Here is a 22,819-nt window from a genome sequence, read left to right as displayed (position 1 = left end):
ATTGTCGGATTGATCGGGGAGGTCCCCGAAGACAATTGATGGCCTTCTGAAGAAGTTGTTTACCGTGGCAATTCTTCAGAAGGCTTTTTTAGTCTTCTTGGAAATCGAAGGACAGTTGTACCCATTCCGGTGAGTTCGGTAAGATGAGGGAGTCTGTATCTTTCGGGTTTGAGACAGACAATCCTATCAGGCGGATGGGGTGGTGGGTGTAGTCGACGTCTTTCAATAGCTTTTTGGCCAAGGGAAGTATTTCCTTCAAGGTGGTCAGTGGCCGGGAAATACTTTGGCTACGTGTTATTTGGGTGAAGTCGCCGAATTTTATCTTCAAGGTAAGCGTCGTTCCCTTGAACTGTTTCCGTGCCAGGCGCTCTACCAGTTCGCAGGCTACATGGTATAACTCGATGATGACAGAAGAAGACAGTGAGATGTCTTTTTCCAGTGTGTGTTCGCAACCTATGGATTTCCGGATGCGCACGGCTTCTACCGGACGGTTGTCTATGCCACGGGCAAAATCGTAATAGAGAGAACCGATTTTTCCGAATTGTCGGGTCAGCATTTCCATGGAGCATTGCCGTAAGGTTTCCCCGTTGTATATTCCCAACTGATGCATTCTTTTGGCGGTGACCGGCCCTACTCCCCAGAATGATTCGATAGGCAGACGGTCGATAAAGGCTTGTGCCTGGTCTGGATGGATGGTACATAGGCCATCCGGTTTCCGGTAGTCTGAAGCTACCTTAGCCAGGAATTTGTTGTAGGAAACTCCGGCTGAGGCTATCAGATGGAGGTCGGTCCGGATGCGTTGTTTGATTTCTTTGGCTATATCGACAGCCAGTTCCATGGATTTCTTGTTTTCTGTGACATCCAGAAAAGCCTCATCCAGAGAAATAGGCTCAATCAAGTCAGTGTATTCCTGGAAAATGGCATGTACCTGGGCAGATACTTCCTTGTATACTTCCATCCGTCCTTCCACAAAAATCAGGTCAGGGCAAAGTTTCAATGCTTTCTGTGAGGGCATGGCCGAACGTACTCCGAATTTCCGGGCCTCGTAACTGGCTGCGGCCACTACTCCCCGTTTCTCGGCATGCCCTACGGCAACGGGTTTCCCCTTCAGCTCAGGATGGTCACGTTGCTCCACTGAGGCGTAGAAGGCATCCATGTCAATATGGATAATTTTCCGGAGTTCAGTCATAAAACAGATAGCTTTTGTGCAAAAATAATGAAACTTTTTTGGGTCATCCTAAAAATCATTTGTACTTTTGTCGTATCTTACAAAATTGTGACGATTTTTATGATGAAAGATGAGATTAAAAAGGCCTGTGAGGTCATGCAGAAAGGGGGTGTCATCCTTTATCCTACTGATACAGTGTGGGGAATAGGATGTGACGCAACCAATGAAGAGGCTGTGAAGCGGGTGTATGAAATCAAGAAACGTGCCGACAGCAAAGCGATGCTGGTATTGGTAGACAGCCCTGTGAAGGTGGATTTTTATGTACAGGATGTACCCTCTGTGGCTTGGGATTTGATTGAAATGACCACCAAGCCGTTGACGATTATATACGATGGAGCGCGTAATCTGGCTCCGAATCTGATTGCTGCCGATGGCAGTGTAGGTATCCGTGTTACTTCCGAAGAATTTTCCAAGGAGCTTTGCTTCCGTTTCCGGAAAGCCATCGTTTCTACTTCGGCCAATATCAGTGGTCAGCCTGCACCGGCTGTATATAGTGAGATTTCGGAAGAAATCAAGCAGGCTGTGGATTATGTAGTGGATTTCCGTCGGGAAGAGACAGGACATCCCAAACCTTCCAGTATCATTAAATTAGGAAAAGGGGGAGAAGTAAAGATTATCCGCGAATAAAATCCAAACAAAACTAAACTCCATTACTGAGCCATGCAGATAGAAGAAGAGAAATACAGTTGGCTTCAGCGTTTCCTGGTGTGGAGAGAGAAACATATCAAAGATAAGCAGTTTATTCTGATACTGAGTTTCCTGGTGGGAATATGTACGGCACTGGCTGCTTTTGTGCTGAAGTTTTTAGTGGAATATATCAAAGAGTTTCTGACAGAGAATTTCGATACAACCCGGGCCAACGGATTATATTTGGTATATCCGGTGGTGGGTATTCTGTTGACAAGCCTTTTTATCCGAAAGGTGGTACGTGATGACATCAGTCATGGTGTGACGAAGATTCTGTATGCCATTTCCCGGAAACAGAGCCGTATCAAGCGTCACAATGTATGGTCGTCGGTGTGTGCATCTGCCATCACCATCGGTTGTGGTGGTTCGGTCGGAGCCGAAGCACCGATTGTGTTGACCGGTTCTGCCATCGGTTCCAATTTGGGAGCCCTGTTCCGGATGGACCACAAGACCCTGATGCTGCTGGTAGGATGTGGAGCAGCCGGTGCCGTTTCGGGCATCTTTAAAGCTCCGATTGCCGGACTCGTTTTCACCTTGGAGGTATTGATGATTGACCTGACAATGGCTTCGTTACTTCCGTTGCTGATTTCGAGTGTGACAGCTGCCTCTGTGGCTTATGTGCTGACCGGAACCGAAGCTATGTTCCAGTTTCATCTGGATTATCCGTTTGCTTTGGAACGTATTCCTTATGCCATTGGACTGGGGATATTCTGTGGATTGATAGCGTGGTATTTCACCCGTTCGATGAATTGGATTGAAAATATCTTCCGCCGATACTCTAACCCTTACGTCAAGTTTGTGATAGGGGCTTCCATGCTGAGCATTCTGATTTTCTTGTTCCCGCCATTGTACGGTGAAGGTTACGATACCATCACCCTGTTGCTGAACGGTAAGTCGAGTGTGGACTGGAATACGGTGATGAACAATTCATTCTTCTACGGAAACGGCAGTTTGCTTATCATCTATTTGATATTGATCATTCTCTTGAAGGTATTTGCATCGAGTGCTACGAACGGTGGAGGCGGTTGTGGAGGTATCTTTGCACCGAGTCTGTTTTTGGGTTGTATCTCCGGCTTTGTCTTCTCTTACGTATGTAATGAGTTTCATATCGGGAACACTTATATTCCGGAAAAGAATTTTGCCTTGATGGGAATGGCCGGGCTGATGTCGGGAGTTATGCATGCTCCGTTGACGGGTATTTTCCTGATTGCAGAGTTGACCGGTGGATATGACCTGTTCCTTCCGCTGATGATTGTATCTGTCAGTGCATACCTTACGATTATCGTATTCGAGCCACATAGTATTTACTCCATGCGTTTGGCCAAAAAAGGGGAACTGCTTACCCATCACAAGGATAAGGCGGTACTGACATTGATGAATGTGGAGAGTATTATTGAAACTGATTTCCAGAAACTTCGTCCGGATATGGACTTGGCAGGAATGGTCAAAGCAATTTCACTTTCCACCCGTAACCTGTTTCCCGTTGTCGGTGTACAGGGGGAATTTCTGGGAATGGTCAATCTGGACGATGTCCGGAATGTAATGTTCCGTCAGGAGTTATATCATAAATATTACGTAGAGCGGTTCATGAAGGAACCGAAAGCGATTATCAATACCACAGACTCCATGGAGGTGGTGATGCAGAAATTCGACAAGACTGGCGCCTGGAATTTGCCGGTGATTGACGAACAACGTAAATACAAAGGCATTGTTTCGAAATCGAAGATGCTGAATACGTACCGTCAGGTAATGGTGGATTTTTCTGCCGAATAAGTGTAACATTAAAAAGAGCAACGAATGGACAAGAAAGACTTACGTATCGTGTATATGGGAACTCCCGAGTTCGCTGTAGAAAGTTTGAAGCGATTGGTGGAAGGCGGTTACCAGGTAGTGGGTGTTATTACGATGCCCGATAAACCGATGGGACGCCACGGAAGTGTCCTTCAACCGAGTCCCGTTAAGGAATATGCTGTTTCTCAAGGTTTGAAAGTCCTGCAACCGGAGAAACTGAAAGATGAGGCTTTTCTGGATGAACTGCGTGCATTGAAAGCCGACCTTCAGATTGTGGTGGCTTTCCGTATGCTTCCGGAAGTTGTCTGGAATATGCCTCGTTTGGGAACCTTCAACCTGCACGCTTCGTTGTTGCCCCAATACCGGGGAGCTGCTCCTATCAACTGGGCGGTCATCAACGGTGATACAGAGACTGGAATCACGACATTTTTCCTGAAACATGAAATCGATACCGGTGAAATCATCGATCAGGTGAAGGTGCCGATAGCCGATACGGATAATGTAGGAATCGTATATGACCGGTTGATGCTCTTGGGCGGTGATTTGGTCGTGAAGACGGTGGATGCCATTTTAGCAGGTAATGTGAAGACTACTCCACAAGAGGAACTGGCTAAGGTGGATGAACTCCGTCCGGCTCCTAAAATATTCAAGGATACTTGTCGTATCGACTGGACAAAAGGAGTTAAACCTGTCTATGACTTTATCCGGGGACTGTCTCCTTATCCGGCCGCTTGGACGGAACTTTCTCAGGGAGAGGCTTCACCTGTCATGCTGAAAATTTATGAATCCGCTAAGATTTTCTGTGAACATGCATTACAGCCGGGTACTGTAGTGACCGATAAGAAAACCTATTTCCGGGTTGCATCAACCGATGGGTATGTAGATATTCTGTCTTTGCAACTGGCAGGTAAGAAACGGATGCGGGTAGCCGATTTCTTGCGTGGATACCGTCATACGGAAGATACCTGTGTCAGATGACGGACAATGTGTAAAAGTTTAAAAGGCCAGTCACTATTCAGCGGAATAGAAACTGGCCTTGCTACTTGTTGATAGAATAGATTGGAACTAATTGCTCTTTTTGACTTCCCATACAGCTTGGCTGTCAGCACCGCTGTTGTATTTGATGAGAAAGCCCTGAAAGTTGTTTTGTTGATATTCAGGAATGCTTTTCAAGGTAAAGGATGTGACTCCCCAATACCATCCTGTCGGTGTATCCGATTTCGCGTCGTGGCGTAACTCAACAAGAAGCATTCCCCGATTGTCCAGTTCGGTTCCTTCAGGTAGGATTAGCGTGAAGTCATGGATGTTGTTATTGCCAGAACCTTTGAAATTAAATTCAATGTTCAGGTGTTCTTTGCTGATGGAACTTCCGGTAATCTGTACCGGATCGTTTCCGAATCGGTTCAAATCATTATCTTCAGCTTCTCGTAAATCGGTGGCTGCCCGTGTCGGAATATTGTAGAGGTTGAGCACAATGACCTCCTGTGCTGTAGATATTGGATTATGTGGGTCCGATTGGAATACAACATTCAGAAATACTCGTTGCCCGATACTGTCCGCTCCGCTTTTTTCAAAGACTTCAGGATTGGTTGGTATGAGAGTGCCATAAGTATCGGATGCGATGGTGATTGGATCAACATCTTCTACCGTACCTAAAGTCGGGTAATAAGCGTTGGTTCCGTCTAAGGAAGCTGAAAGATCATCGGAATAATCTTTCTCCATACAGCCAGACATCAGTGTGTATCCTGCCATCAATCCTCCCAGCATTATTTTACGGATAATTTTTATCATGTGTTCATTCTTTCTATTTGTCTAGAAAATGTAGTTTCTGAGGAAATACTGCATTTGTGTCTGTTAAAAACTTCCTGAAGAAGAAAATTTTGTACGATGTGCAGTATTTTTGTGGACTTTTCATTTATAGAATGTATAGTTCGAACACGAAGCACGGTTATGACAGAAGAAGAATTAGCGCAACGATGTGCCAAGGCGGATGCTTTGGCACGAAAGCAACTGTATGAACAGTACGGTGGGCAGCTTATGGCTATTTGTCTCCGTTATGTCAGCGACCGGGAGTCCGCTCAAGATGTATTACATGACGGATTTATACGGATTTTCCAATCTTTTCAGCAGTTTCATTATCAGGGAGTCGGATCGTTAAAAGCTTGGATGTCACGGATTATGGTCAATGAGGCTTTAGGCTTTTTGCGCAAGAAGAACCAACAGGTACAGCAGGAAGTGCTGATGGATGAAATTCCTGACAGGGAGGAGGATGAATCGACGGAAGACATTCCTCAATCCGTGCTGATGAGACTTATCCGTGAATTGCCTGACGGTTATCGTACAGTGTTCAATCTGTATGTCTTCGAAGAAAAAAGCCATAAGGAAATCGGTACGCTTTTAGGAATAACCGAGCGTACGTCTTCTTCTCAGTTTTATCGGGCGAAAACATTGTTATTGAAAAAAATCAAAGAATATAGAAAGAGTTTATAGGCATGAAAGAAGATGATAAATGGATACGACAAATGCGTAAGCAGCTGGAAGACTATTCAGAGCCTTTGCCGACCGGTTTGTGGGAGGAGATTGAAAAGGATTTGAATCAGCCTGCTTTACAGCCGAAAGTGGTTCCTCTCTGGAAACGCTGGCAGGCTGTTGCCGCCGTTGTGGCTGTAGTACTCGTGTCATCGACGGCTGTTTGGATGCTGATGACCGGTAATGGGGAGTCGACGGGACAAACTTCGTTGGTAGCAGATACCTCATCTTCAGAACCGTCGGTTAACGATGGGGAAGTATCTGATGTTGTGGAGGAGGAATCTTCTACACTCCCTGCTGTCCATCAGGTTACTCAAGGAGTGACCTCTTTGCTGGCTGCTGTAGCTCCATCATTGGTTTCGGCAGACTTGGATGCACAGGAAAAACATCCGTTGCAGACAGATATCGCTGTAGTGCCTTCTGATGGTCAGACTACTGACAACGAGGAAATTCAAGAGAGTCAGGAAGAGTATGAAAATACCGCAAGAGAAGCCCGTGAAATCCAACGGAAGGCAGACCGTGAGCAGTTGAAACGAAATGCTTTACTTGCGGTTGCCGACAAGTCTTCTGCTTCGCATGGCTGGCAGATAGGAGTAACCACGGGTAATTCTTTTTCTTCGGCTTCAAATAATTTTCAAGGCCTTGCGACTTTGATGAGCCGGAACAGTATGTTGATGAACGATGATTTGGCTATGAATTCAGTTAGTGATAACAGCATGGCTTATACTCAAGTATTGTTCCATAACCGTGACCAGGTTACCGAAACCCGTGTTCATCATCGGATGCCGGTAACGGTTGGGGCTACATTAAGTTATTCCTTTTCTGATAGGTGGAGTGTGGAAACAGGTTTGACTTATACACTTCTTTCTTCCGAACTTCATACGGGAACTCAGTCATACATCGAAGAAGAGCAAAAATTACATTACGTAGGAATTCCGTTGAAGGTGAAGCATACATTCTGGCAGAACAGATGGGTTACGGTATATGCGGTTGCCGGAGGAGCGGTGGAAAAATGTGTTTCAGGTAGTTTGGAAACTTTGTATGTGACCGGAAATTCTGACCGTAAGAAGGAACATACTTCCTTGGATGTAAAGAATTTGCAATGGTCGGTCAATGCTGCAGTCGGTGGACAGTTCAATATGACCCGTCAGTTGGGACTGTATGTCGAGCCAGGGATTTCTTATTATTTCGATGATGGTACAGGCATAGAAACCATCCGGAAAGAACACCCTTGTAATTTCAATCTGCAGTTAGGTCTGCGTTTTACCCTTCCCAAATGAAGTTGAACAGCAAGATGGATAGCCGAAAAATCAGAACTGTTTCTATCGTTATTGTGGAAAAAAAACGTAACTTTGTCTTTTGAAATACTAATTAATGTACAGATGAAGGAAATTAAGTTATCTCCCTCTTTGCTTTCTGCCAATTTCGCTAATTTGCAGGATGATTTGGATAAGATAAACCGGAGTGAAGCCGATTGGCTTCATATCGATATCATGGACGGGGTGTTCGTACCGAATATCTCTTTTGGTTTTCCGGTTTTGAAGTATGTGGCCAAGTTATCGAAAAAACCGTTGGATGTGCATCTGATGATTGTTCAGCCTGAAAAGTTCATTACGGAAGTGAAGGAGTTGGGGACGATGCTGATGAATGTACATTATGAGGCTTGTACGCATTTGCATCGGGTTGTTCAGCAGATTAAGGCTGCCGGAATGCAGGCGGGAGTAACGTTAAATCCAGCTACACCGGTCTGTATGCTTGCAGACATTATTGAAGAACTGGATTTGGTCTTATTGATGTCGGTCAATCCGGGTTTCGGCGGTCAGAAATTTATTCCTCATACGCTTCAGAAAGTGTCTGAGCTTCGGGAACTGATAGAACGGACTCATTCTCATGCTTTGATAGAAGTGGATGGCGGTGTGAATCTGGAAACAGCTCCCTTGTTGAAGCAGGCAGGTGCTGATGTACTGGTAGCAGGAAATGCCGTATTCAAGGCACCTGATATGATAGAAATGGTTCACCAGTTGAAAAACATCTGACAACAGTTTGCTGAAAAACGCTTCTTATATTATTTATCCGTTGTTCCGGCTGGCTTTTTCGATGGCAGCCGGAATTTTTTTATTCGACAGGTTTCTGTCGGACCGTTTGTCTTGGCCGTGGGCGTTCGGGCTGTTTGGAATAGCTGTTGTCCTGACCTGTGTTTGTTTCCGTTCATCGGTTTACCGGTGGAGGAGCCTGTTCGGTTACCTGGCAACTCTTTCCTTTTTTCTGTTAGGTGGTTGTTCCGTCTTATACCAACAAAGCCGTATTGACTATCCATGGCCGCAGGAAGCGGAAGTTTATGAAGGAGTGGTTCAAACTGTACCTTACCTGAAGGGTAAAACTTTTCGGGCTGAAGTCACAGTAACGCATCGGTTGGAGGCTTCGGAAGATACATGTATACGGGAGAAGAGGTGGTTGCCTGTCAGGCGGAAAATCCTGTTGTATTGGATTCTCGATTCTGCAGGGACATCGTTGCAGTGCGGTGACCGCATCTGCTTTCACGCAACCGTTTCCCGTCCTGTTTCGGATATGAATCTGACAGGATTTGATTATGGAAAATACCTGTTTCGACAGGGAATCAGTGGTACGGCTTTGGCTTTTGAAGGGCATTGGAAGCGCTTGCAACCTGCGTTCATGCTGACGTGGAAGCAACGTGCCTTGTTGTTGCGGGAGCGACTGCTGGAGCAGTATCGGAACTGGGGGTTGGAAGGCGATGTGCTGGCAGTTGTTTCGGCATTGACAGTCGGCGAGAAACGAGAACTGACCGAGGAACTGAAAGCTGTCTACAGTGCGGCGGGAACCAGCCATGTCCTGGCGCTTTCCGGACTTCATGTGGGGATGATAGTAGGTATCCTTTGGATATTGTTGGCACCCTTGAAGCGGTGGAGGCATGGAAAGAATGTTGCTTCTGTTCTGCTGGTCGTTTGTCTGTGGATGTTCGCTTTTCTTTCCGGACTGAGCGCTTCTGTGGTACGTGCCGTGACGATGTTTACGCTTTATGTGTTGGCTTCGTGGGTCTCGGAAGAGCGTTTCTCGGGCTTTCTTTCCGTCACCCTGACCGCCTTTCTGATGCTTGTCTATCAGCCTATGTATCTGTTCGATATCAGCTTCCAGTTATCCTTTGTGGCCGTATACAGTATTCTGCTGTTGTATCCGCTCATTTCTTCCTGGTGGAGTCCTCGTAACCGGATAGGTACTTACGTATGGAATGCCTTATCGGTATCTTTAGCCGCACAACTAGGTACGCTTCCGCTTATTCTGTATTATTTCGGTGCTTTCCCCACTTATTTCCTTTTAGCCAATCTGGTTGTGAGCCCGTTGGCCTGCTGCATCTTGTGTGCCACACTGGGGGCTTTCCTTTTAGGAAATCTTCCAGTCGTCGGGGCGGGTGTCATCTGGTTATTGACACAGACAACTGTATTGCTGAATGTCATAATGGAGTCTGTCAGTTCCTTGGACGGTTCCCAACTGACAGCTATTCATCTTTCTGCTTTTCAGGCCTTGTTGCTGTTTCTGTTGCTGGGGGCAGTCTATGCGTACCTGCATCGTCGTTCGGCACTGCGGCTGATGACTTGTCTCGGGATAGTTAATGTCTTTCTGGTGATAGGTATCTGGCGTTATGGCCGACCTTTCTCCGACAGTTTCTACCTGTATCGTTCCGAAGTCTATCATCGGAAACGATTCGAAGCGGAGGTCTTGTCTTCTGCGAATGGTTTTTACAGGTTAGATGCTTTGAAGGTGGCTGTATTGAAGGACAGCACCTGGAGGAAGAAGCAGGCTGCTGAGAAGCTGGCTGTCGATTATGCCTATATTTGCAGGGGGTTCCGTGGAAATGTCGAGGGACTTTCACGGGTGTTTGAAATCCGTCAGGTTGTATTCGATGGTTCGTTGAACCCTTCTTACCGAAAGTCTCTGAAAGCGGAATGTATGCGGTATCAGATTCCGTTTGCGGAATTGCCGGCTGAAGGTTCTTATCGAATCGTTCGCAAGTATTGAAAAAAAAATGTATTTTTGTCGCTTCAAAAATATCTACATCGATTTATGTTAACTAAAATCATTCAACAGGCTAATATCGATAAGGTGAAGACCTATTTCGAGCGTGCCGAAAAAATAGTCATTGTCACCCATGTCTCTCCTGATGGAGATGCGTTAGGCTCTTCGTTGGGACTGATGCATTACTTGTATGAAGAGGAGAAAACCGTCCATGTCATTGTACCGAATGCGTTTCCGGATTTCCTGCGTTGGATGCCCGGTGCCAAAGATATTATCCGTTATGACAAATACAGTGAGTTCGCTGATAAGTTGATAGCCGAAGCCGATGTCATCTGTTGTCTGGATTTCAATGCCTTGTCGCGCATTGATGCCGTTGGTCCTGCTGTGGCGGCTTCAGCCGGACGTAAAGTGATGATTGACCATCATCTGAATCCGGAACCTTTCTGTCGGGTTACTATTTCGCATCCGGAAATTTCTTCTACTTCCGAACTCGTGTTCCGTCTGATTTGTCGCATGGGATGTTTCGATGAGATTACCTATGAGGGTGCCCAATGTATCTATACCGGTATGATGACCGATACGGGAGGATTTACATACAATTCCAACAACCGTGAAATATATTTTATCATCAGCGAATTGCTTTCGAAGGGAATTGATAAGGATGAAATCTACCGGAAGGTATTCAATACGTATTCCGAAGGACGTCTGCGGCTGATGGGTTATGTGTTGTATGAAAAGATGGAAGTCTTTCCCCAGTTCCATGCGTCGCTCATCTGGCTGACGAAGGAGGAACAAGGAAGGTTCCAGTATGTAAAAGGAGATACCGAAGGGTTTGTCAACATGCCTTTGCAGATGAAGGGTATCTGTTTCTCTGTATTCTTGCGCGAAGATACCGAGAAGAAGATGATTAAAGTTTCGTTACGCTCTGTCGGCAGTTTCCCTTGCAACAAGGTCGCTGCTGAATTCTTTAACGGCGGTGGACATCTGAATGCTTCCGGTGGCGAATTTTATGGAACAATGCCCGAAGCCATCGAACTCTTCAAGCAGGCTTTGGTGAAATACGAAGACCTTTTAGTAAAAAATTAGTTATTAAAATAAATAATAGAATAAAAAGGAGGGCAGATAAAGGCCGATTTATTACTTTTGCTCCTACTAATTTTTAGAAAAATGAAGAAACTACATCTAGTCCTGATGCTAGCTTTTGTATTCGGCTGTTTTTTACAGAGTTGTAATGACGGTAAAACCTATGCCGAATTGAAAGAAGAAGAAGCTGACGCAATCAATGCCTTTTTGGCGAAGAATGATATTGAAGTCATTTCTGAAGAAGAATTTTTGAGAGATACGGTCACTAAAGAGAACCAGTATGTATTGTTCGATGACAATGGAGTCTATATGAACATCGTCCAGCGTGGAGTAGGCGAGAAGTTGGGTGACGGTTCTTACGAAATCCATTCCCGTTTCATGGAGATTGCTTTACAGGACCGCACCGAATTGTTTGCTTCGGGCGATACGCTGCTGGCAAATATGCATTGGAATGATTATCCTTCGGCCCAGACCGACCCGGAGACTTTCCGTCTGGATGTTTCAGGAGATTCCTATTCCGCTACTTTTATGGACCGTTCCAAGATGGCTTCTTACTATGAAAGTTCAGCCGTTCCTTCAGGTTGGCTGGTACCTATTCCTTTCCTGAAGATTTCCCGTACTACGGAGGCTTCGAAAGTATCTCGTGTGAAGTTGATTGTTCCTCACAGTCAAGGTACAATGATGGCTTCTCAATATGTATACCCTTGTTTCTATGAAATAACCTATAACCTTGGAAGATAATTTATTATTATGACACTGATTAAATCTATTTCTGGAATTCGCGGTACTATCGGCGGACCGGCAGGTGACGGACTGAATCCGTTGGACATTGTAAAGTTCACTTCGGCTTATGCTACATTGATTCGTAAGACCACTTCTGTAAAGAGTAACAAAATTGTAGTAGGTCGTGATGCCCGTATTTCAGGCGAAATGGTGAAGAATGTCGTGTGTGGAACCCTGATGGGAATGGGCTTCGATGTTGTGAACATCGGTCTGGCATCTACTCCTACCACAGAGTTGGCTGTGACAATGGAAGGCGCTTGTGGCGGTATCATTCTGACTGCCAGCCATAATCCGCGTCAGTGGAACGCCTTGAAACTGCTGAACGAGCATGGTGAATTCCTGAATGCAGCCGAAGGTAATGAAGTGTTGCGTATCGCTGAGGCTGAAGCTTTCGAATATGCAGATGTAGACCATATCGGTCATTATACCGAAGATAATTCCTACAACCAGAAGCACATTGACAGTGTATTGGCACTGAAACTGGTGGATGTGGATGCTATCCGCAAAGCCAATTTCCGCGTGGCACTCGATACCGTAAACTCAGTGGGAGGTATTGTCCTTCCGGAATTATTGAAACAGCTGGGTGTGCAGCATGTAGAAACCTTGTACGCTGAACCTACCGGCGATTTCCAGCATAATCCGGAACCTTTGGAAAAGAACTTGGGCGACATCATGGGATTGATGAAAACCGGTAATAACGATGTGGCTTTCGTCGTTGACCCGGATGTTGACCGTTTGGCTATTATCTGCGAAGACGGTACGATGTACGGTGAAGAATATACCTTGGTGACAGTAGCCGACTATGTATTGAAACATACTCCGGGCAATACGGTATCAAACCTGAGCTCTACCCGTGCCTTGCGCGATGTAACCCGTAAATACGGTATGGAATACAATGCTTCTGCCGTAGGTGAAGTGAATGTAACAACCAAGATGAAGGAAACTCATGCCGTCATCGGTGGTGAAGGAAACGGTGGAGTCATCTATCCGGAATCACACTACGGTCGTGATGCACTGGTAGGTATCGCTTTGTTCCTGAGCCATCTGGCACACGAAGGCAAGAAGGTTTCCGAACTGCGTGCCACTTATCCGAACTATTTCATTGCCAAGAACCGTATAGACCTGACTCCGGAAACCGATGTAGACGCTATTCTGGCAAAGGTGAAAGAGCTGTACAAGAACGAAGAAATCAATGATATCGACGGTGTGAAGATAGATTTCCCTGACAAGTGGGTACATCTGCGTAAGAGTAATACCGAACCGATTATCCGTGTATATTCTGAAGCTTCTACCATGGAAGCTGCCGATGAACTGGGTAAGCAGATTATGGATATCGTTTACAGTCTGGCAAAATAATCCGTTCTTCGGATGCTTTAAATAAAGGAGAAGACGTCTTCTGAGGTGATTCAGAGGGCGTCTTTTTTTAGCTCCTTCCGGCTTCTTTTGCGAAGCCTAATCCACCCAAAGCATATCGCTCATGATGCCGTCGGAAATGAAGATTCCCTTTTCGGTCAGTTTCAGCGTTTCTTCGGTTATTTCCAGGGTGCCTTGCTGAAGATGCGGTTGAGCCATCCGCAGGCAGTAACGGTACAGCTTTTCTCCGAACTTTTCTTTCAGTTGTCCGAGCGGCATTCCCCAGCAGGTGCGGATGGAGGTGATGACAAAGTCGTTGTAGCGGGTATAAAGGTCAAGCTCTTCGATTTCCGAAACCGGACTCCCTTCCGTAATACCTTTGATATAATTGTCCAGCGATGCGATATTCCATTGACGGCTTGTTCCGTTATAGGAATGTGCGGAAGGTCCGCATCCCAGGTACTTTTTCCCGGTCCAATAGCTTGAGTTATGGCGGGAATACTTGTCCGGTAGGCAGAAATTAGAGATTTCGTAATGCTGGTAACCGTTCTCTTTCAACCGCTGCATCAGCCGGTTGAAGAAATCCACGCTTAAATCTTCGTCCACCTCTTTCACCCGGTGCTCTTCGCGCAGTTTCCAGAGTGCGGTACCTTCTTCATAAATCAGGTGATAGGCGGAAATGTGTTCGGGATGCAGCCGGACAGCTTGCGATAAATCGTTCTCCCAACTTTCGGTAGTCTCGCCGGGAAGACCGTACATCAGGTCGATACTGATGTTCTGGAAACCGGCTTTCCGGCAATTTTCGAACGCTTCGATGGCCTGTCGGGCGGTATGTCGGCGGTGCAGCCGTTCCAGCATGACTTCGCTGAACGTCTGGATGCCCATGCTCAGCCGGTTGAACGGAAAGGAACGTAGCATGCCGATGTATTCCGGAGTCAGGTCATCCGGATTGGCCTCTAAGGTGATTTCAGGGGATTCCGCTATCGGATACATCCGGTAGATGGTGTCGAAAATCCGTTTGAAATCGTTCTCTTCCAACTGGGAGGGAGTTCCACCGCCCAGGTAGATGGTTTCCACTGTTTCGCCTTGCAGGTAATCCTGCCGTTGTTCCAGTTCCTTGCACAGGGTACGTATGTAGGCCTCCCGTTTTTCGCCTTGGGTGGTTGAATAGAAGTCGCAATAGATGCATCTCCGTTTGCAGAAGGGGATATGTAGATAGATTCCAGCCATGATATTGGGTTTGATGCGTCAAAAGTACATATTCCGAAAGAAAATTCCGTAAAATTGTTTTTCTTTTTGTATCTTGTCACTTGTAAATCCTTTTATTTGATTGCCATGAAAACGGTACGTCTGATGGCCTGTGACGATTCTTTCCAGGCTAATCTTATCAAGGGAGCCTTGGAGAATGAAGGCATCCCGGTTATATTACACAATGAGCATACCTCCGACGTTATGCGCGGTTATATCCGGGAAGCCTCTACGGTGGATATATTTATCGATGAACGGGACAGCGAGCGGGCCTTGGAGCTACTGGAACGGAATCAGATGATTCCGGAGCGGTTGAATTGTTGTCCTTACTGTCATTCGGACCAGATAACATTTGTGCTGAAGAAAAAGCACCGTGTCCGTGCCATCTTGGCGGGACTGTTGGCGCTGTTGGCCGCTTCTTCCCCCGGTACGGAACATTGGGAATACGTCTGTAAGCAGTGTGGAGCTCGTTTTGACAGACCGGTGGGTAAGGAGAAGAAGCAGTGACCTTTTGGATTTTATACGGTTCCATGAGTGACGGTTCAGGTAGCCAACAGGTAAACTTTATGTGGAGCTCTTCCCCGGGTGACAAGCCGTCCTTCTTTCACCCATCGGTTCAAGTCGCTCCAGGCTTTTGTCTTCAGGAGTCCGGTCAGTTCACCGTAAGTTGTCCGGCTGATGAAGGTGTGCTCTTTCAGGTACTGTTGAAGAAGTCCGAAACGTGCTTCTTCATTCAATTCTGACGAACTGGCTCCGAACTTGAAGGCAAGGGGAGCCCGTACCAGGTCTCCTTGACAGCGTCGGCTGAATCCCTTGGATACCTGTATCTTCACTTTATCGAAGCGGATGGATTGGGCATGGATTCCTTCTTCCTTATATACGGTACGGTCAGCTTTCAAGGTGGCTGTTGCCGTGCCGATAGTCCCCAGCTCTACCCGATAGCCGTGTGCCAGGTAATACAGCATCCATTTTTCCAGTTCTTCCTGCACTCCCAGTATCGTGCCTTCCTTGAAGGTAGACGATTCGGCAATCCGTCCGGCCAGTTCACGGAAGGTGACGGTACCGTTGGATACCAGTTTCGGATAAAGTACAGGAGGTTCATCCGTGCTTTTAGGTTGTGGAACCTGTAGAAAATCATACTTTGCTTCCATCTGTTTGTAGGTTTAGGCGGTGAATGTTTATGTTCTTTGTCTGGGAACCGAATATTCTCCGTTTCTGGTCCATACGTTCTTTGTCCGGCGACTGTATGTTTTCCGGTTGGGGGATATCGGTTTCCTGCGGACAAAAGTAGAATCATCTGCCGGAGGAAAGTTGTCGTTCCTTCGGATTCCGCCGGTTTGGTCCGTTTTCTTGCGCTTAAAGCACGATGGCAAGAGCATGGATATGTTAATGAAAACTCCAGCATGACGGGGACTTAGAACGTATCTTTCAGAGGATTCGGACGGGTATTGCAGGAGATATGCCTTACAACATAGTTTAGTAACACGAAGATAAAAGTTGTTTTTCTACACATTTATTTCTAATTTGCGCCTCACTTACAAGAGATATGAAAAGCATATCCTTCTGTTACTAATTAAATCTTGAAATACCATGAAAGTATATCAGACTAACGAAATCAAGAACATTGCCCTCCTTGGTAATGACGGATCAGGTAAGACCACCCTCACAGAAGCGCTGCTCTATGAGAGTGGTATCATAAAACGTCGCGGTAGAATTACGGCAAAAAATACAGTCAGCGATTATTTTCCGGTAGAGCAAGAGTATGGTTACTCTGTTTTCTCTACCGTTTATCATGTAGAGTGGAATGGTAAGAAACTGAATATCATCGACTGTCCGGGTAGTGACGACTTTGTAGGTGCAGCTATCACCGCATTGAACGTAACCGATACAGCCATCCTGCTGTTGAACGGTCAGTATGGTCCGGAAGTAGGTACACAGAATCATTTCCGTTATACAGAAAAATTGGGTAAGCCGGTTATTTTCCTGGTGAACCAGCTGGATAGCGAAAAATGTGACTTCGACCATGTACTCGAGCAGTTGAAAGAGAATTACGGTCCTAAAGTAGTTCCGGTGCAGTATCCGTTGGCCACTGGTCCGGACTTCAATTCGTTGATCGATGTACTTTTAATGAAAAAATATTCATGGGGACCGGAAGGTGGTGCTCCAACAATCGAGGATATTCCTGCAGAAGAAATGGAAAAAGCCATGGAATGGCACAAAACTTTGGTGGAAGCTGCTGCAGAACACGATGAGACCTTGATGGAAAAATTCTTTGAATCGGAATCGTTGACCGAAGACGAAATGCGTGAAGGTATCCGTAAAGGATTGGCTGCGCGTGGTATGTTCCCGGTATTCTGCGTTTGCGCCGGAAAAGACATGGGTGTACGCCGTCTGATGGAATTCCTGGGTAATGTGGTTCCGTTCGTTGACGAGATGCCGGTTGTTCACAATACCCGTGGTGTTCCTGTTCCTCCCGATCCGAACGGACCTACTTCACTGTATTTCTTCAAGACCGCTGTCGAGCCGCACATCGGTGACGTACAGTACTTCAAGGTGATGAGCGGTGTCGTAAAAGAAGGTGACGACCTGAGTAACGCAGACCGTGGCTCGAAGGAACGTATGGCCCAGCTGTATGTTTGTGCAGGCGCTACCCGTGATAAGGTAGACGAACTCCGTGCCGGCGATATCGGTTGTACCGTGAAGCTGAAAGATGTAAAGACCGGAAATACACTGAACGGCAAGGATTGTGAAAACCGTTTCAACTTCATCAAATATCCGAATCCGAAATATACCCGTGCCATCAAGCCGGTGAACGAAGCCGATACAGAAAAGATGATGGCGGTATTGAACCGTATGCGTGAAGAAGATCCGACATGGGTGATTGAACAGTCGAAGGAACTGAAGCAGATTCTGGTTCACGGACAAGGTGAATTCCATCTGCGTACCTTGAAATGGCGTCTGGAAAACAATGAAAAGCTGCAGGTACAGTTCTTCGAACCGAAGATTCCGTATCGTGAAACCATCACAAAAGCTGCACGTGCCGATTATCGTCATAAGAAACAGTCGGGTGGTGCCGGTCAGTTCGGTGAAGTTCACCTGATAGTTGAGCCTTATTACGAAGGTATGCCGATGCCGGATGTTTACCGTTTCAACGGTCAGGAATTCAAGATGAATGTGAAAGGTACAGAAACCATCGATTTGGAATGGGGCGGCAAGCTGGTATTCGTGAACAGCGTAGTAGGTGGTGCCATCGATGCACGCTTTATGCCGGCTATCCTGAAAGGTATCATGAGCCGTATGGAGCAGGGACCGTTGACTGGTTCTTATGCCCGCGATGTACGTGTCATTGTATACGACGGTAAGATGCACCCGGTAGATTCCAATGAAATTTCGTTCATGTTGGCCGGACGTCATGCGTTCAGCGAAGCCTTCAAGAATGCCGGTCCGAAGATTCTGGAACCGATTTATGACGTAGAAGTATTCGTACCGAGCGACAAGCTGGGTGATGTGATGAGCGATATGCAGGGACGCCGTGGTATGATTATGGGTATGAGCAGTGAAAAGGGATATGAAAAACTTGCTGCCAAAGTGCCTTTGAAAGAAATGTCCAATTATTCTACTTCATTGAGTTCATTGACAGGTGGACGTGCATCCTTCATCATGAAGTTTGCCAGCTACGAACTGGTTCCGACAGATGTACAGAACAAGCTGATGAAAGAGTTCGAAGAACAGGATAAGGATGATATGTAAAATTAACTTGTTATTTCTATAGGTAAAAAGGTCGTATTTCTTAAAAATACGACCTTTTTTATTTAATGAACCTTAAACAAAACGGGGGAGAAACTTGTTCTAAGTTTAAAATTTGATTATTTTTGCATAGTAGACAATACGGATTCTGAGGTTAATACCGTTTTTAGGATGTTAATTTTAAGATTCTGTTAATATAAAGAAATGCGACTCTAAATTATGTTAAGTGTTGTATAGGGTATGCTTTAGGTAGTTAATTTTGTCTTCATGAAAAAGTCAACTATTTGGATTTTAGGTGTTATTATGGGCCTCTCTTTCCTGAGCCTGCTTTACCTGCAGGTCAGTTACATTGAAGAGATGGTCAAGATGCGCAGAGGACAGTTCGAAGAAAGTGTGAACCGTAGTCTGGTACAGGCTGTGCACAACCTGGAGCTGGTAGAAACCAAGAAATACCTGGAGAAGGATGTCGCTGCCCAGGAACGGGCTGCACGTCTGTCGGAGCAGTTGCAGCAGCAACAGCGCCAGGAATCCTCCGGCAATGTGGTGGAACATCATCAGTATACGGTGACATCTCCGGATGGAACCATGTATTCTACGTTCGAGTTGAAGACCATTACCAACCGTCCGGCCAATGTGCCGAAGGTGATAATCTCTACCGGAAAGAACATTCCGCAGACTTCACGCCGTCTGCAGGAAATCCTGAAGGAACGCTATGTCTATCAGCGGGCACTGCTGGATGAAGTGGTCTATAACATTCTTTATACGGCAAGTGACAAGCCGTTGAAGGAACGGATTAACTTCAAACAGCTGGATCATTTCCTGAAGTCGGAACTTTTGAACAACGGCATTGATATTCCGTATCATTTCTCGGTGACCGACCGTGACGGCAAAGAAGTGTACCGTTGTTCGGATTATGTGTTCGATGGCGAAAAGATTTATTCGCGGCTGTTGTTCGAGAATGACCCGCCGGCCAAGATGGGATTTGTGAACATCTTCTTCCCGACACTGGATTCGTATATCTTCAGTTCGGTACGGTTCATGATACCTTCCATCGTCTTTACGCTGGTATTGCTGGTGACATTCATTTTCACCATCTATATCATCTTCCGGCAAAAGAAGCTGACTGAAATCAAGAACGATTTCATCAACAATATGACGCACGAGTTCAAGACGCCGATTTCAACCATATCGTTGGCTGCGCAGATGCTGAACGATCCGGCTGTAGCCAAATCGCCGATGATGTTCAAACATATTTCCGGAGTCATCAACGATGAGACGAAACGGTTGCGTTTCCAGGTAGAGAAAGTACTTCAGATGTCCATGTTCGAACGGCAGAAGGCGACATTGAAGAAGAAGGAGATAGATGCTCATGAACTGATCAATGGAGTCATCAATACTTTCCGGCTGAAAGTGGAAAAGTACAATGGAAGTCTGGATGCAGAACTGAATGCGGAAGATCCGATAATCTTTGTGGACGAGATGCATTTTACCAATGTCATCTTCAACCTGCTGGATAACGCGGTGAAGTATCGGAAGCCGGACGGAGAACTTCGGTTGAAGATCAGGACCTGGAACGAGGCGAACAAGCTGCATATCTCTATCGAAGATAACGGTATCGGTATCAAGAAGGAGAATCTGAAGAAGATATTTGATAAGTTCTACCGGGTTCATACCGGAAACCTGCACGATGTGAAGGGATTCGGATTGGGTCTGGCCTATGTAAAGAAAATCATTGCGGATCATAAAGGTACTATCCGTGCCGAGAGTGAGCTCAATGTAGGAACTAAATTTATAATTGTATTACCTTTATTTAAAGACGAAGAATAATATGGATGAAAAATTACGAATCTTGCTGTGCGAAGACGATGAGAATCTTGGCATGCTGTTGAGAGAATATTTGCAGGCTAAAGGATATTCTGCAGAGTTGTATCCGGATGGTGAAGCCGGCTATAAGGCTTTTCTGAAAAATAAATATGATTTGGTCGTTACTGACGTGATGATGCCTAAGAAGGACGGATTCTCATTGGTTTCCGAAATCCGTCAGGCCAATGCTGAGATTCCGGTCATTTTCCTTACCGCAAAAACGATGAAGGAAGATATCTTGGAAGGCTTCAAACTGGGTGGTGACGATTATATTACAAAACCGTTCAGCATGGAAGAGCTGACACTGCGTATCGAGGCTATTCTGCGTCGGGTACGTGGAAAACGGAACAAGGAAAGTACGGTTTACAAGATTGGCCGTTTCACCTTCGATACCCAGAAGCAGATTCTGTCTATCGGTGACAAACAGACCAAACTGACTACCAAGGAATCTGAACTGCTGGCCTTGCTGTGTGCACATGCCAACGAAATCCTTCAGCGTGACTTCGCCTTGAAGACTATCTGGATAGATGATAATTATTTCAATGCACGAAGCATGGATGTGTATATCACAAAACTGCGTAAGCATCTGAAGGCGGATGATTCCATCGAAATCATCAATATCCACGGTAAGGGGTATAAACTGATTACATCCGACAATGAATAAGGATGTAGATGATACATTAAAAAAGCCTGGAAAGCTGTTGGCTATCCAGGCTTTTTTATTCCTTTGACGAATGGGAAATCAGTCGGTGATTCGTTTGTTCATGATAATATGAACGATGAGTCCGACAACTACCAATACCAAAGAAAGACCCAGTGTGGCATTGTCGTTTACATTGGCTGTGCTGTAGCATGCGATCAGGACTACTGCACCGATGATTACCAATATCACTCCTAAATACTTTAAAAAGTTTTTCATGTGTGTCTTCGTTTTATGGTTTATTATTTCTTGGTTACAAATTAAAGCATAATTCTTCTATCTCGGAAATTATTTGATGAAAAAAAATAGAAATTCAATCAAATAACAGGCACTTGTACAGGAGTTTTTTCTTTAATCTTTGGTATTTGTGAATATTTTGCGTAAAACTTCCTGACTGACACGCAATTCTTCCAATGTCAGTCCGTGTAAGGCTTCCTTGAGGGTTTTGTTGGCAATGAACCGAGCCTTCTCTTCCAGTTCTTTTCCGGTACGGGTCAGGTGAATCTGGTTGGTGCGGCGGTCTTTCTTGTCCGAAATCCTCACGACCAGATGCTGCCGTTCCATGTTATCTATCAGACGGGTCATACTGGGCTTGTCTTTGAATGTAGCATTGCACAGCTCTTGCTGGGTGACCCCGTCCTTTTCCCACAGGAACAGCAGGACGGTCCATTGTTCAGGAGTGATGTCCATACCGTTCTGCCGGAAATTCCGGCTCAGTTTCCGGTTGATGGCTGCCGACACTTTTCCGTTCAGGATGGCGAAGATGAGCTGTATGTCGAAATTGAACTGTTCTATCATGTAATTATTGTTTAAACAACTAGGCAAAGATACAATTTCTTTGGGCAATATGTAAGAAGAAATCGTTATTTTTACTTGTATTCTGCCGAAAAAGGGGCTGGGAGCGCCGAGAAGCGTACCGTTTGCGGTTGATTAATTCGTTCGGTTACATGAATTTGAGTGTAAGAATGGAGTACTGGAGGTTGGGTTTGTTTACCTGGTTTCCTTAATATTTCATAATTGGACGGAGCTTTTTGCACTTTTCATTAAAAAAGACTGCATAAGTGTTTGTAGGTTAGAGAAAAAAATGTACCTTTGCGCCGCAATTGAAATTTATTTATTAATTATTTAATTAACAAAGTATGAATCAATACGAAACCGTTTTCATTTTGACTCCCGTTTTGTCTGACGTACAGATGAAGGAAGCGGTAGAAAAGTTCAAAGCTATCCTGACTCAGGAAGGTGCAGAGATCATCAACGAAGAAAACTGGGGATTGAAGAAGCTGGCTTATCCTATCCAGAAGAAATCTACTGGTTTTTATCAGCTGATTGAGTTTAAAGCAGACCCGTCGGTAATCGCAAAATTGGAAGTTAACTACCGTCGTGACGAACGTGTTATCCGTTTCTTGACTTTCAAGATGGACAAATACGCTGCAGAATACGCTGCTAAGAGAAGAAATGTTAAATCAACTAAAAAAGAGGAAAACTAATCATGGCACAGCAACAATCAGAAATCAGATATTTAACTCCGCCTTCAGTAGACGTTAAGAAGAAAAAATACTGCCGTTTCAAAAAGAGTGGTATTAAGTATATCGACTACAAAGATCCTGAATTCCTGAAGAAATTCTTGAACGAACAGGGAAAAATCCTTCCGCGCCGTATTACAGGTACTTCATTGAAGTTCCAGCGTCGTATTGCGCAGGCTGTTAAGAGAGCTCGTCACTTGGCTTTGCTGCCTTTCGTAACTGATATGATGAAATAATTTAAGGAGGAATAAG

The 22,819-nt window shown here is 45.4% G+C and carries 22 protein-coding genes; 16 read left to right on the top strand and 6 right to left on the bottom strand.

The features are described 5' to 3' along the window. Window positions 1-88: 88 nt before the first annotated feature. On the bottom strand, window positions 89-1,189 hold the full coding sequence (gene dinB, locus C510_RS0101935; protein ID WP_018709655.1) for a DNA polymerase IV: 1,101 nt from the start codon (window positions 1,187-1,189) through the stop codon (window positions 89-91). Between the two features lie 102 nt (window positions 1,190-1,291). On the opposite strand from dinB, the gene C510_RS0101930 reads away from it, so the two are divergent. From C510_RS0101930 to fmt, 3 genes are read left to right on the top strand one after another with little or no spacing between them, the layout of a single operon-like run. Beyond that, the gene (locus C510_RS0101930; RefSeq protein WP_025892094.1) at window positions 1,292-1,855 is read left to right on the top strand and encodes an L-threonylcarbamoyladenylate synthase; all 564 of its coding nucleotides are present in this window, start codon (window positions 1,292-1,294) and stop codon (window positions 1,853-1,855) included. Between the two features lie 33 nt (window positions 1,856-1,888). Then, window positions 1,889-3,688: a chloride channel protein gene (locus C510_RS0101925; RefSeq protein WP_018709653.1), complete on the top strand. Its 1,800-nt coding sequence runs from the start codon at window positions 1,889-1,891 to the stop codon at window positions 3,686-3,688. Window positions 3,689-3,712: 24 nt separating this feature from the next. Further along, entirely contained in the window at window positions 3,713-4,684 is a 972-nt protein-coding gene (gene fmt, locus C510_RS0101920) for a methionyl-tRNA formyltransferase (protein WP_018709652.1), read from the top strand. Between the two features lie 87 nt (window positions 4,685-4,771). Here fmt and C510_RS0101915 read toward each other — a convergent pair whose 3' ends face one another. Then, window positions 4,772-5,497 carry a NigD1/NigD2 family lipoprotein gene (locus C510_RS0101915; RefSeq protein WP_025892095.1) on the bottom strand — a complete coding sequence of 242 codons (726 nt, stop codon included), beginning with the start codon at window positions 5,495-5,497 and terminating at the stop codon, window positions 4,772-4,774. Between the two features lie 159 nt (window positions 5,498-5,656). Here C510_RS0101915 and C510_RS0101910 point away from each other — a divergent pair, with 159 nt between their 5' ends. From C510_RS0101910 to glmM, 7 genes are all read left to right on the top strand, one after another. After that, a complete protein-coding gene (locus C510_RS0101910; protein ID WP_018709650.1) occupies window positions 5,657-6,196 on the top strand; it encodes an RNA polymerase sigma factor in 540 nt (179 codons plus the stop codon). Window positions 6,197-6,198: 2 nt separating this feature from the next. After that, entirely contained in the window at window positions 6,199-7,515 is a 1,317-nt protein-coding gene (locus C510_RS0101905; RefSeq protein ID WP_018709649.1) for an outer membrane beta-barrel protein, read from the top strand. Between the two features lie 102 nt (window positions 7,516-7,617). Further along, window positions 7,618-8,271, top strand: a complete 654-nt coding sequence (gene rpe / locus C510_RS0101900; RefSeq protein ID WP_022340402.1) for a ribulose-phosphate 3-epimerase — start codon at window positions 7,618-7,620, stop codon at window positions 8,269-8,271. Between the two features lie 7 nt (window positions 8,272-8,278). Beyond that, window positions 8,279-10,270, top strand: a complete 1,992-nt coding sequence (locus tag C510_RS0101895) for a ComEC/Rec2 family competence protein (protein WP_018709647.1) — start codon at window positions 8,279-8,281, stop codon at window positions 10,268-10,270. 45 nt (window positions 10,271-10,315) lie between these two features. After that, window positions 10,316-11,353, top strand: coding sequence for a DHH family phosphoesterase (locus C510_RS0101890; RefSeq protein WP_018709646.1), 1,038 nt, complete (start codon window positions 10,316-10,318; stop codon window positions 11,351-11,353). An 81-nt stretch (window positions 11,354-11,434) separates the two neighbouring features. Further along, a complete protein-coding gene (gene bamK, locus C510_RS0101885; RefSeq protein WP_022340400.1) occupies window positions 11,435-12,091 on the top strand; it encodes a BamK family beta-barrel-assembly machinery protein in 657 nt (218 codons plus the stop codon). A 9-nt stretch (window positions 12,092-12,100) separates the two neighbouring features. After that, entirely contained in the window at window positions 12,101-13,489 is a 1,389-nt protein-coding gene (gene glmM / locus C510_RS0101880) for a phosphoglucosamine mutase (protein WP_018709644.1), read from the top strand. 96 nt (window positions 13,490-13,585) lie between these two features. Here the strand turns inward: glmM and hemW are convergent, their stop codons facing one another. Then, window positions 13,586-14,716 (bottom strand): radical SAM family heme chaperone HemW, encoded by a 1,131-nt coding sequence (hemW, locus tag C510_RS0101875; RefSeq protein ID WP_018709643.1) that lies wholly within the window; start codon window positions 14,714-14,716, stop codon window positions 13,586-13,588. 105 nt (window positions 14,717-14,821) lie between these two features. Between hemW and C510_RS0101870 the strand changes: the two genes are divergently transcribed. Beyond that, window positions 14,822-15,241 carry a putative signal transducing protein gene (locus C510_RS0101870; protein ID WP_025892096.1) on the top strand — a complete coding sequence of 140 codons (420 nt, stop codon included), beginning with the start codon at window positions 14,822-14,824 and terminating at the stop codon, window positions 15,239-15,241. 35 nt (window positions 15,242-15,276) lie between these two features. On the opposite strand, the gene C510_RS0101865 is transcribed toward C510_RS0101870, so the two are convergent. Further along, on the bottom strand, window positions 15,277-15,885 hold the full coding sequence (locus tag C510_RS0101865) for an HU family DNA-binding protein (RefSeq protein ID WP_018709641.1): 609 nt from the start codon (window positions 15,883-15,885) through the stop codon (window positions 15,277-15,279). A 439-nt stretch (window positions 15,886-16,324) separates the two neighbouring features. Between C510_RS0101865 and C510_RS0101860 the strand changes: the two genes are divergently transcribed. The 3 genes from C510_RS0101860 (at window position 16,325) to rprY (ending at window position 21,008) form a co-directional block, all read left to right on the top strand. Beyond that, entirely contained in the window at window positions 16,325-18,484 is a 2,160-nt protein-coding gene (locus tag C510_RS0101860) for an elongation factor G (RefSeq protein WP_018709640.1), read from the top strand. Window positions 18,485-18,748: 264 nt separating this feature from the next. After that, window positions 18,749-20,308 (top strand): sensor histidine kinase, encoded by a 1,560-nt coding sequence (locus tag C510_RS0101855; RefSeq protein WP_025892098.1) that lies wholly within the window; start codon window positions 18,749-18,751, stop codon window positions 20,306-20,308. A gap of 1 nt (window position 20,309) precedes the next feature. Continuing rightward, window positions 20,310-21,008 carry a response regulator transcription factor RprY gene (gene rprY, locus C510_RS0101850; protein WP_018709638.1) on the top strand — a complete coding sequence of 233 codons (699 nt, stop codon included), beginning with the start codon at window positions 20,310-20,312 and terminating at the stop codon, window positions 21,006-21,008. Between the two features lie 78 nt (window positions 21,009-21,086). On the opposite strand, the gene C510_RS17470 is transcribed toward rprY, so the two are convergent. Further along, window positions 21,087-21,263 (bottom strand): hypothetical protein, encoded by a 177-nt coding sequence (locus C510_RS17470; RefSeq protein WP_022340395.1) that lies wholly within the window; start codon window positions 21,261-21,263, stop codon window positions 21,087-21,089. A 132-nt stretch (window positions 21,264-21,395) separates the two neighbouring features. After that, on the bottom strand, window positions 21,396-21,842 hold the full coding sequence (locus C510_RS0101840) for a MarR family winged helix-turn-helix transcriptional regulator (RefSeq protein ID WP_018709636.1): 447 nt from the start codon (window positions 21,840-21,842) through the stop codon (window positions 21,396-21,398). 341 nt (window positions 21,843-22,183) lie between these two features. On the opposite strand from C510_RS0101840, the gene rpsF reads away from it, so the two are divergent. Together rpsF and rpsR are read left to right on the top strand one after the other, a co-directional pair. Continuing rightward, on the top strand, window positions 22,184-22,531 hold the full coding sequence (gene rpsF, locus C510_RS0101835) for a 30S ribosomal protein S6 (RefSeq protein WP_018709635.1): 348 nt from the start codon (window positions 22,184-22,186) through the stop codon (window positions 22,529-22,531). Window positions 22,532-22,533: 2 nt separating this feature from the next. Continuing rightward, window positions 22,534-22,803, top strand: a complete 270-nt coding sequence (gene rpsR, locus C510_RS0101830; RefSeq protein ID WP_005841178.1) for a 30S ribosomal protein S18 — start codon at window positions 22,534-22,536, stop codon at window positions 22,801-22,803. Window positions 22,804-22,819: the final 16 nt, after the last annotated feature.

The sequence above is a fragment of the Phocaeicola barnesiae DSM 18169 = JCM 13652 genome, assembly GCF_000374585.1.
Classification (GTDB): Bacteria; Bacteroidota; Bacteroidia; order Bacteroidales; family Bacteroidaceae; genus Phocaeicola; species Phocaeicola barnesiae.
Note: the sequence above shows the minus strand (reverse complement) of the source record. Positions and strands in the feature narration are given on the sequence as shown.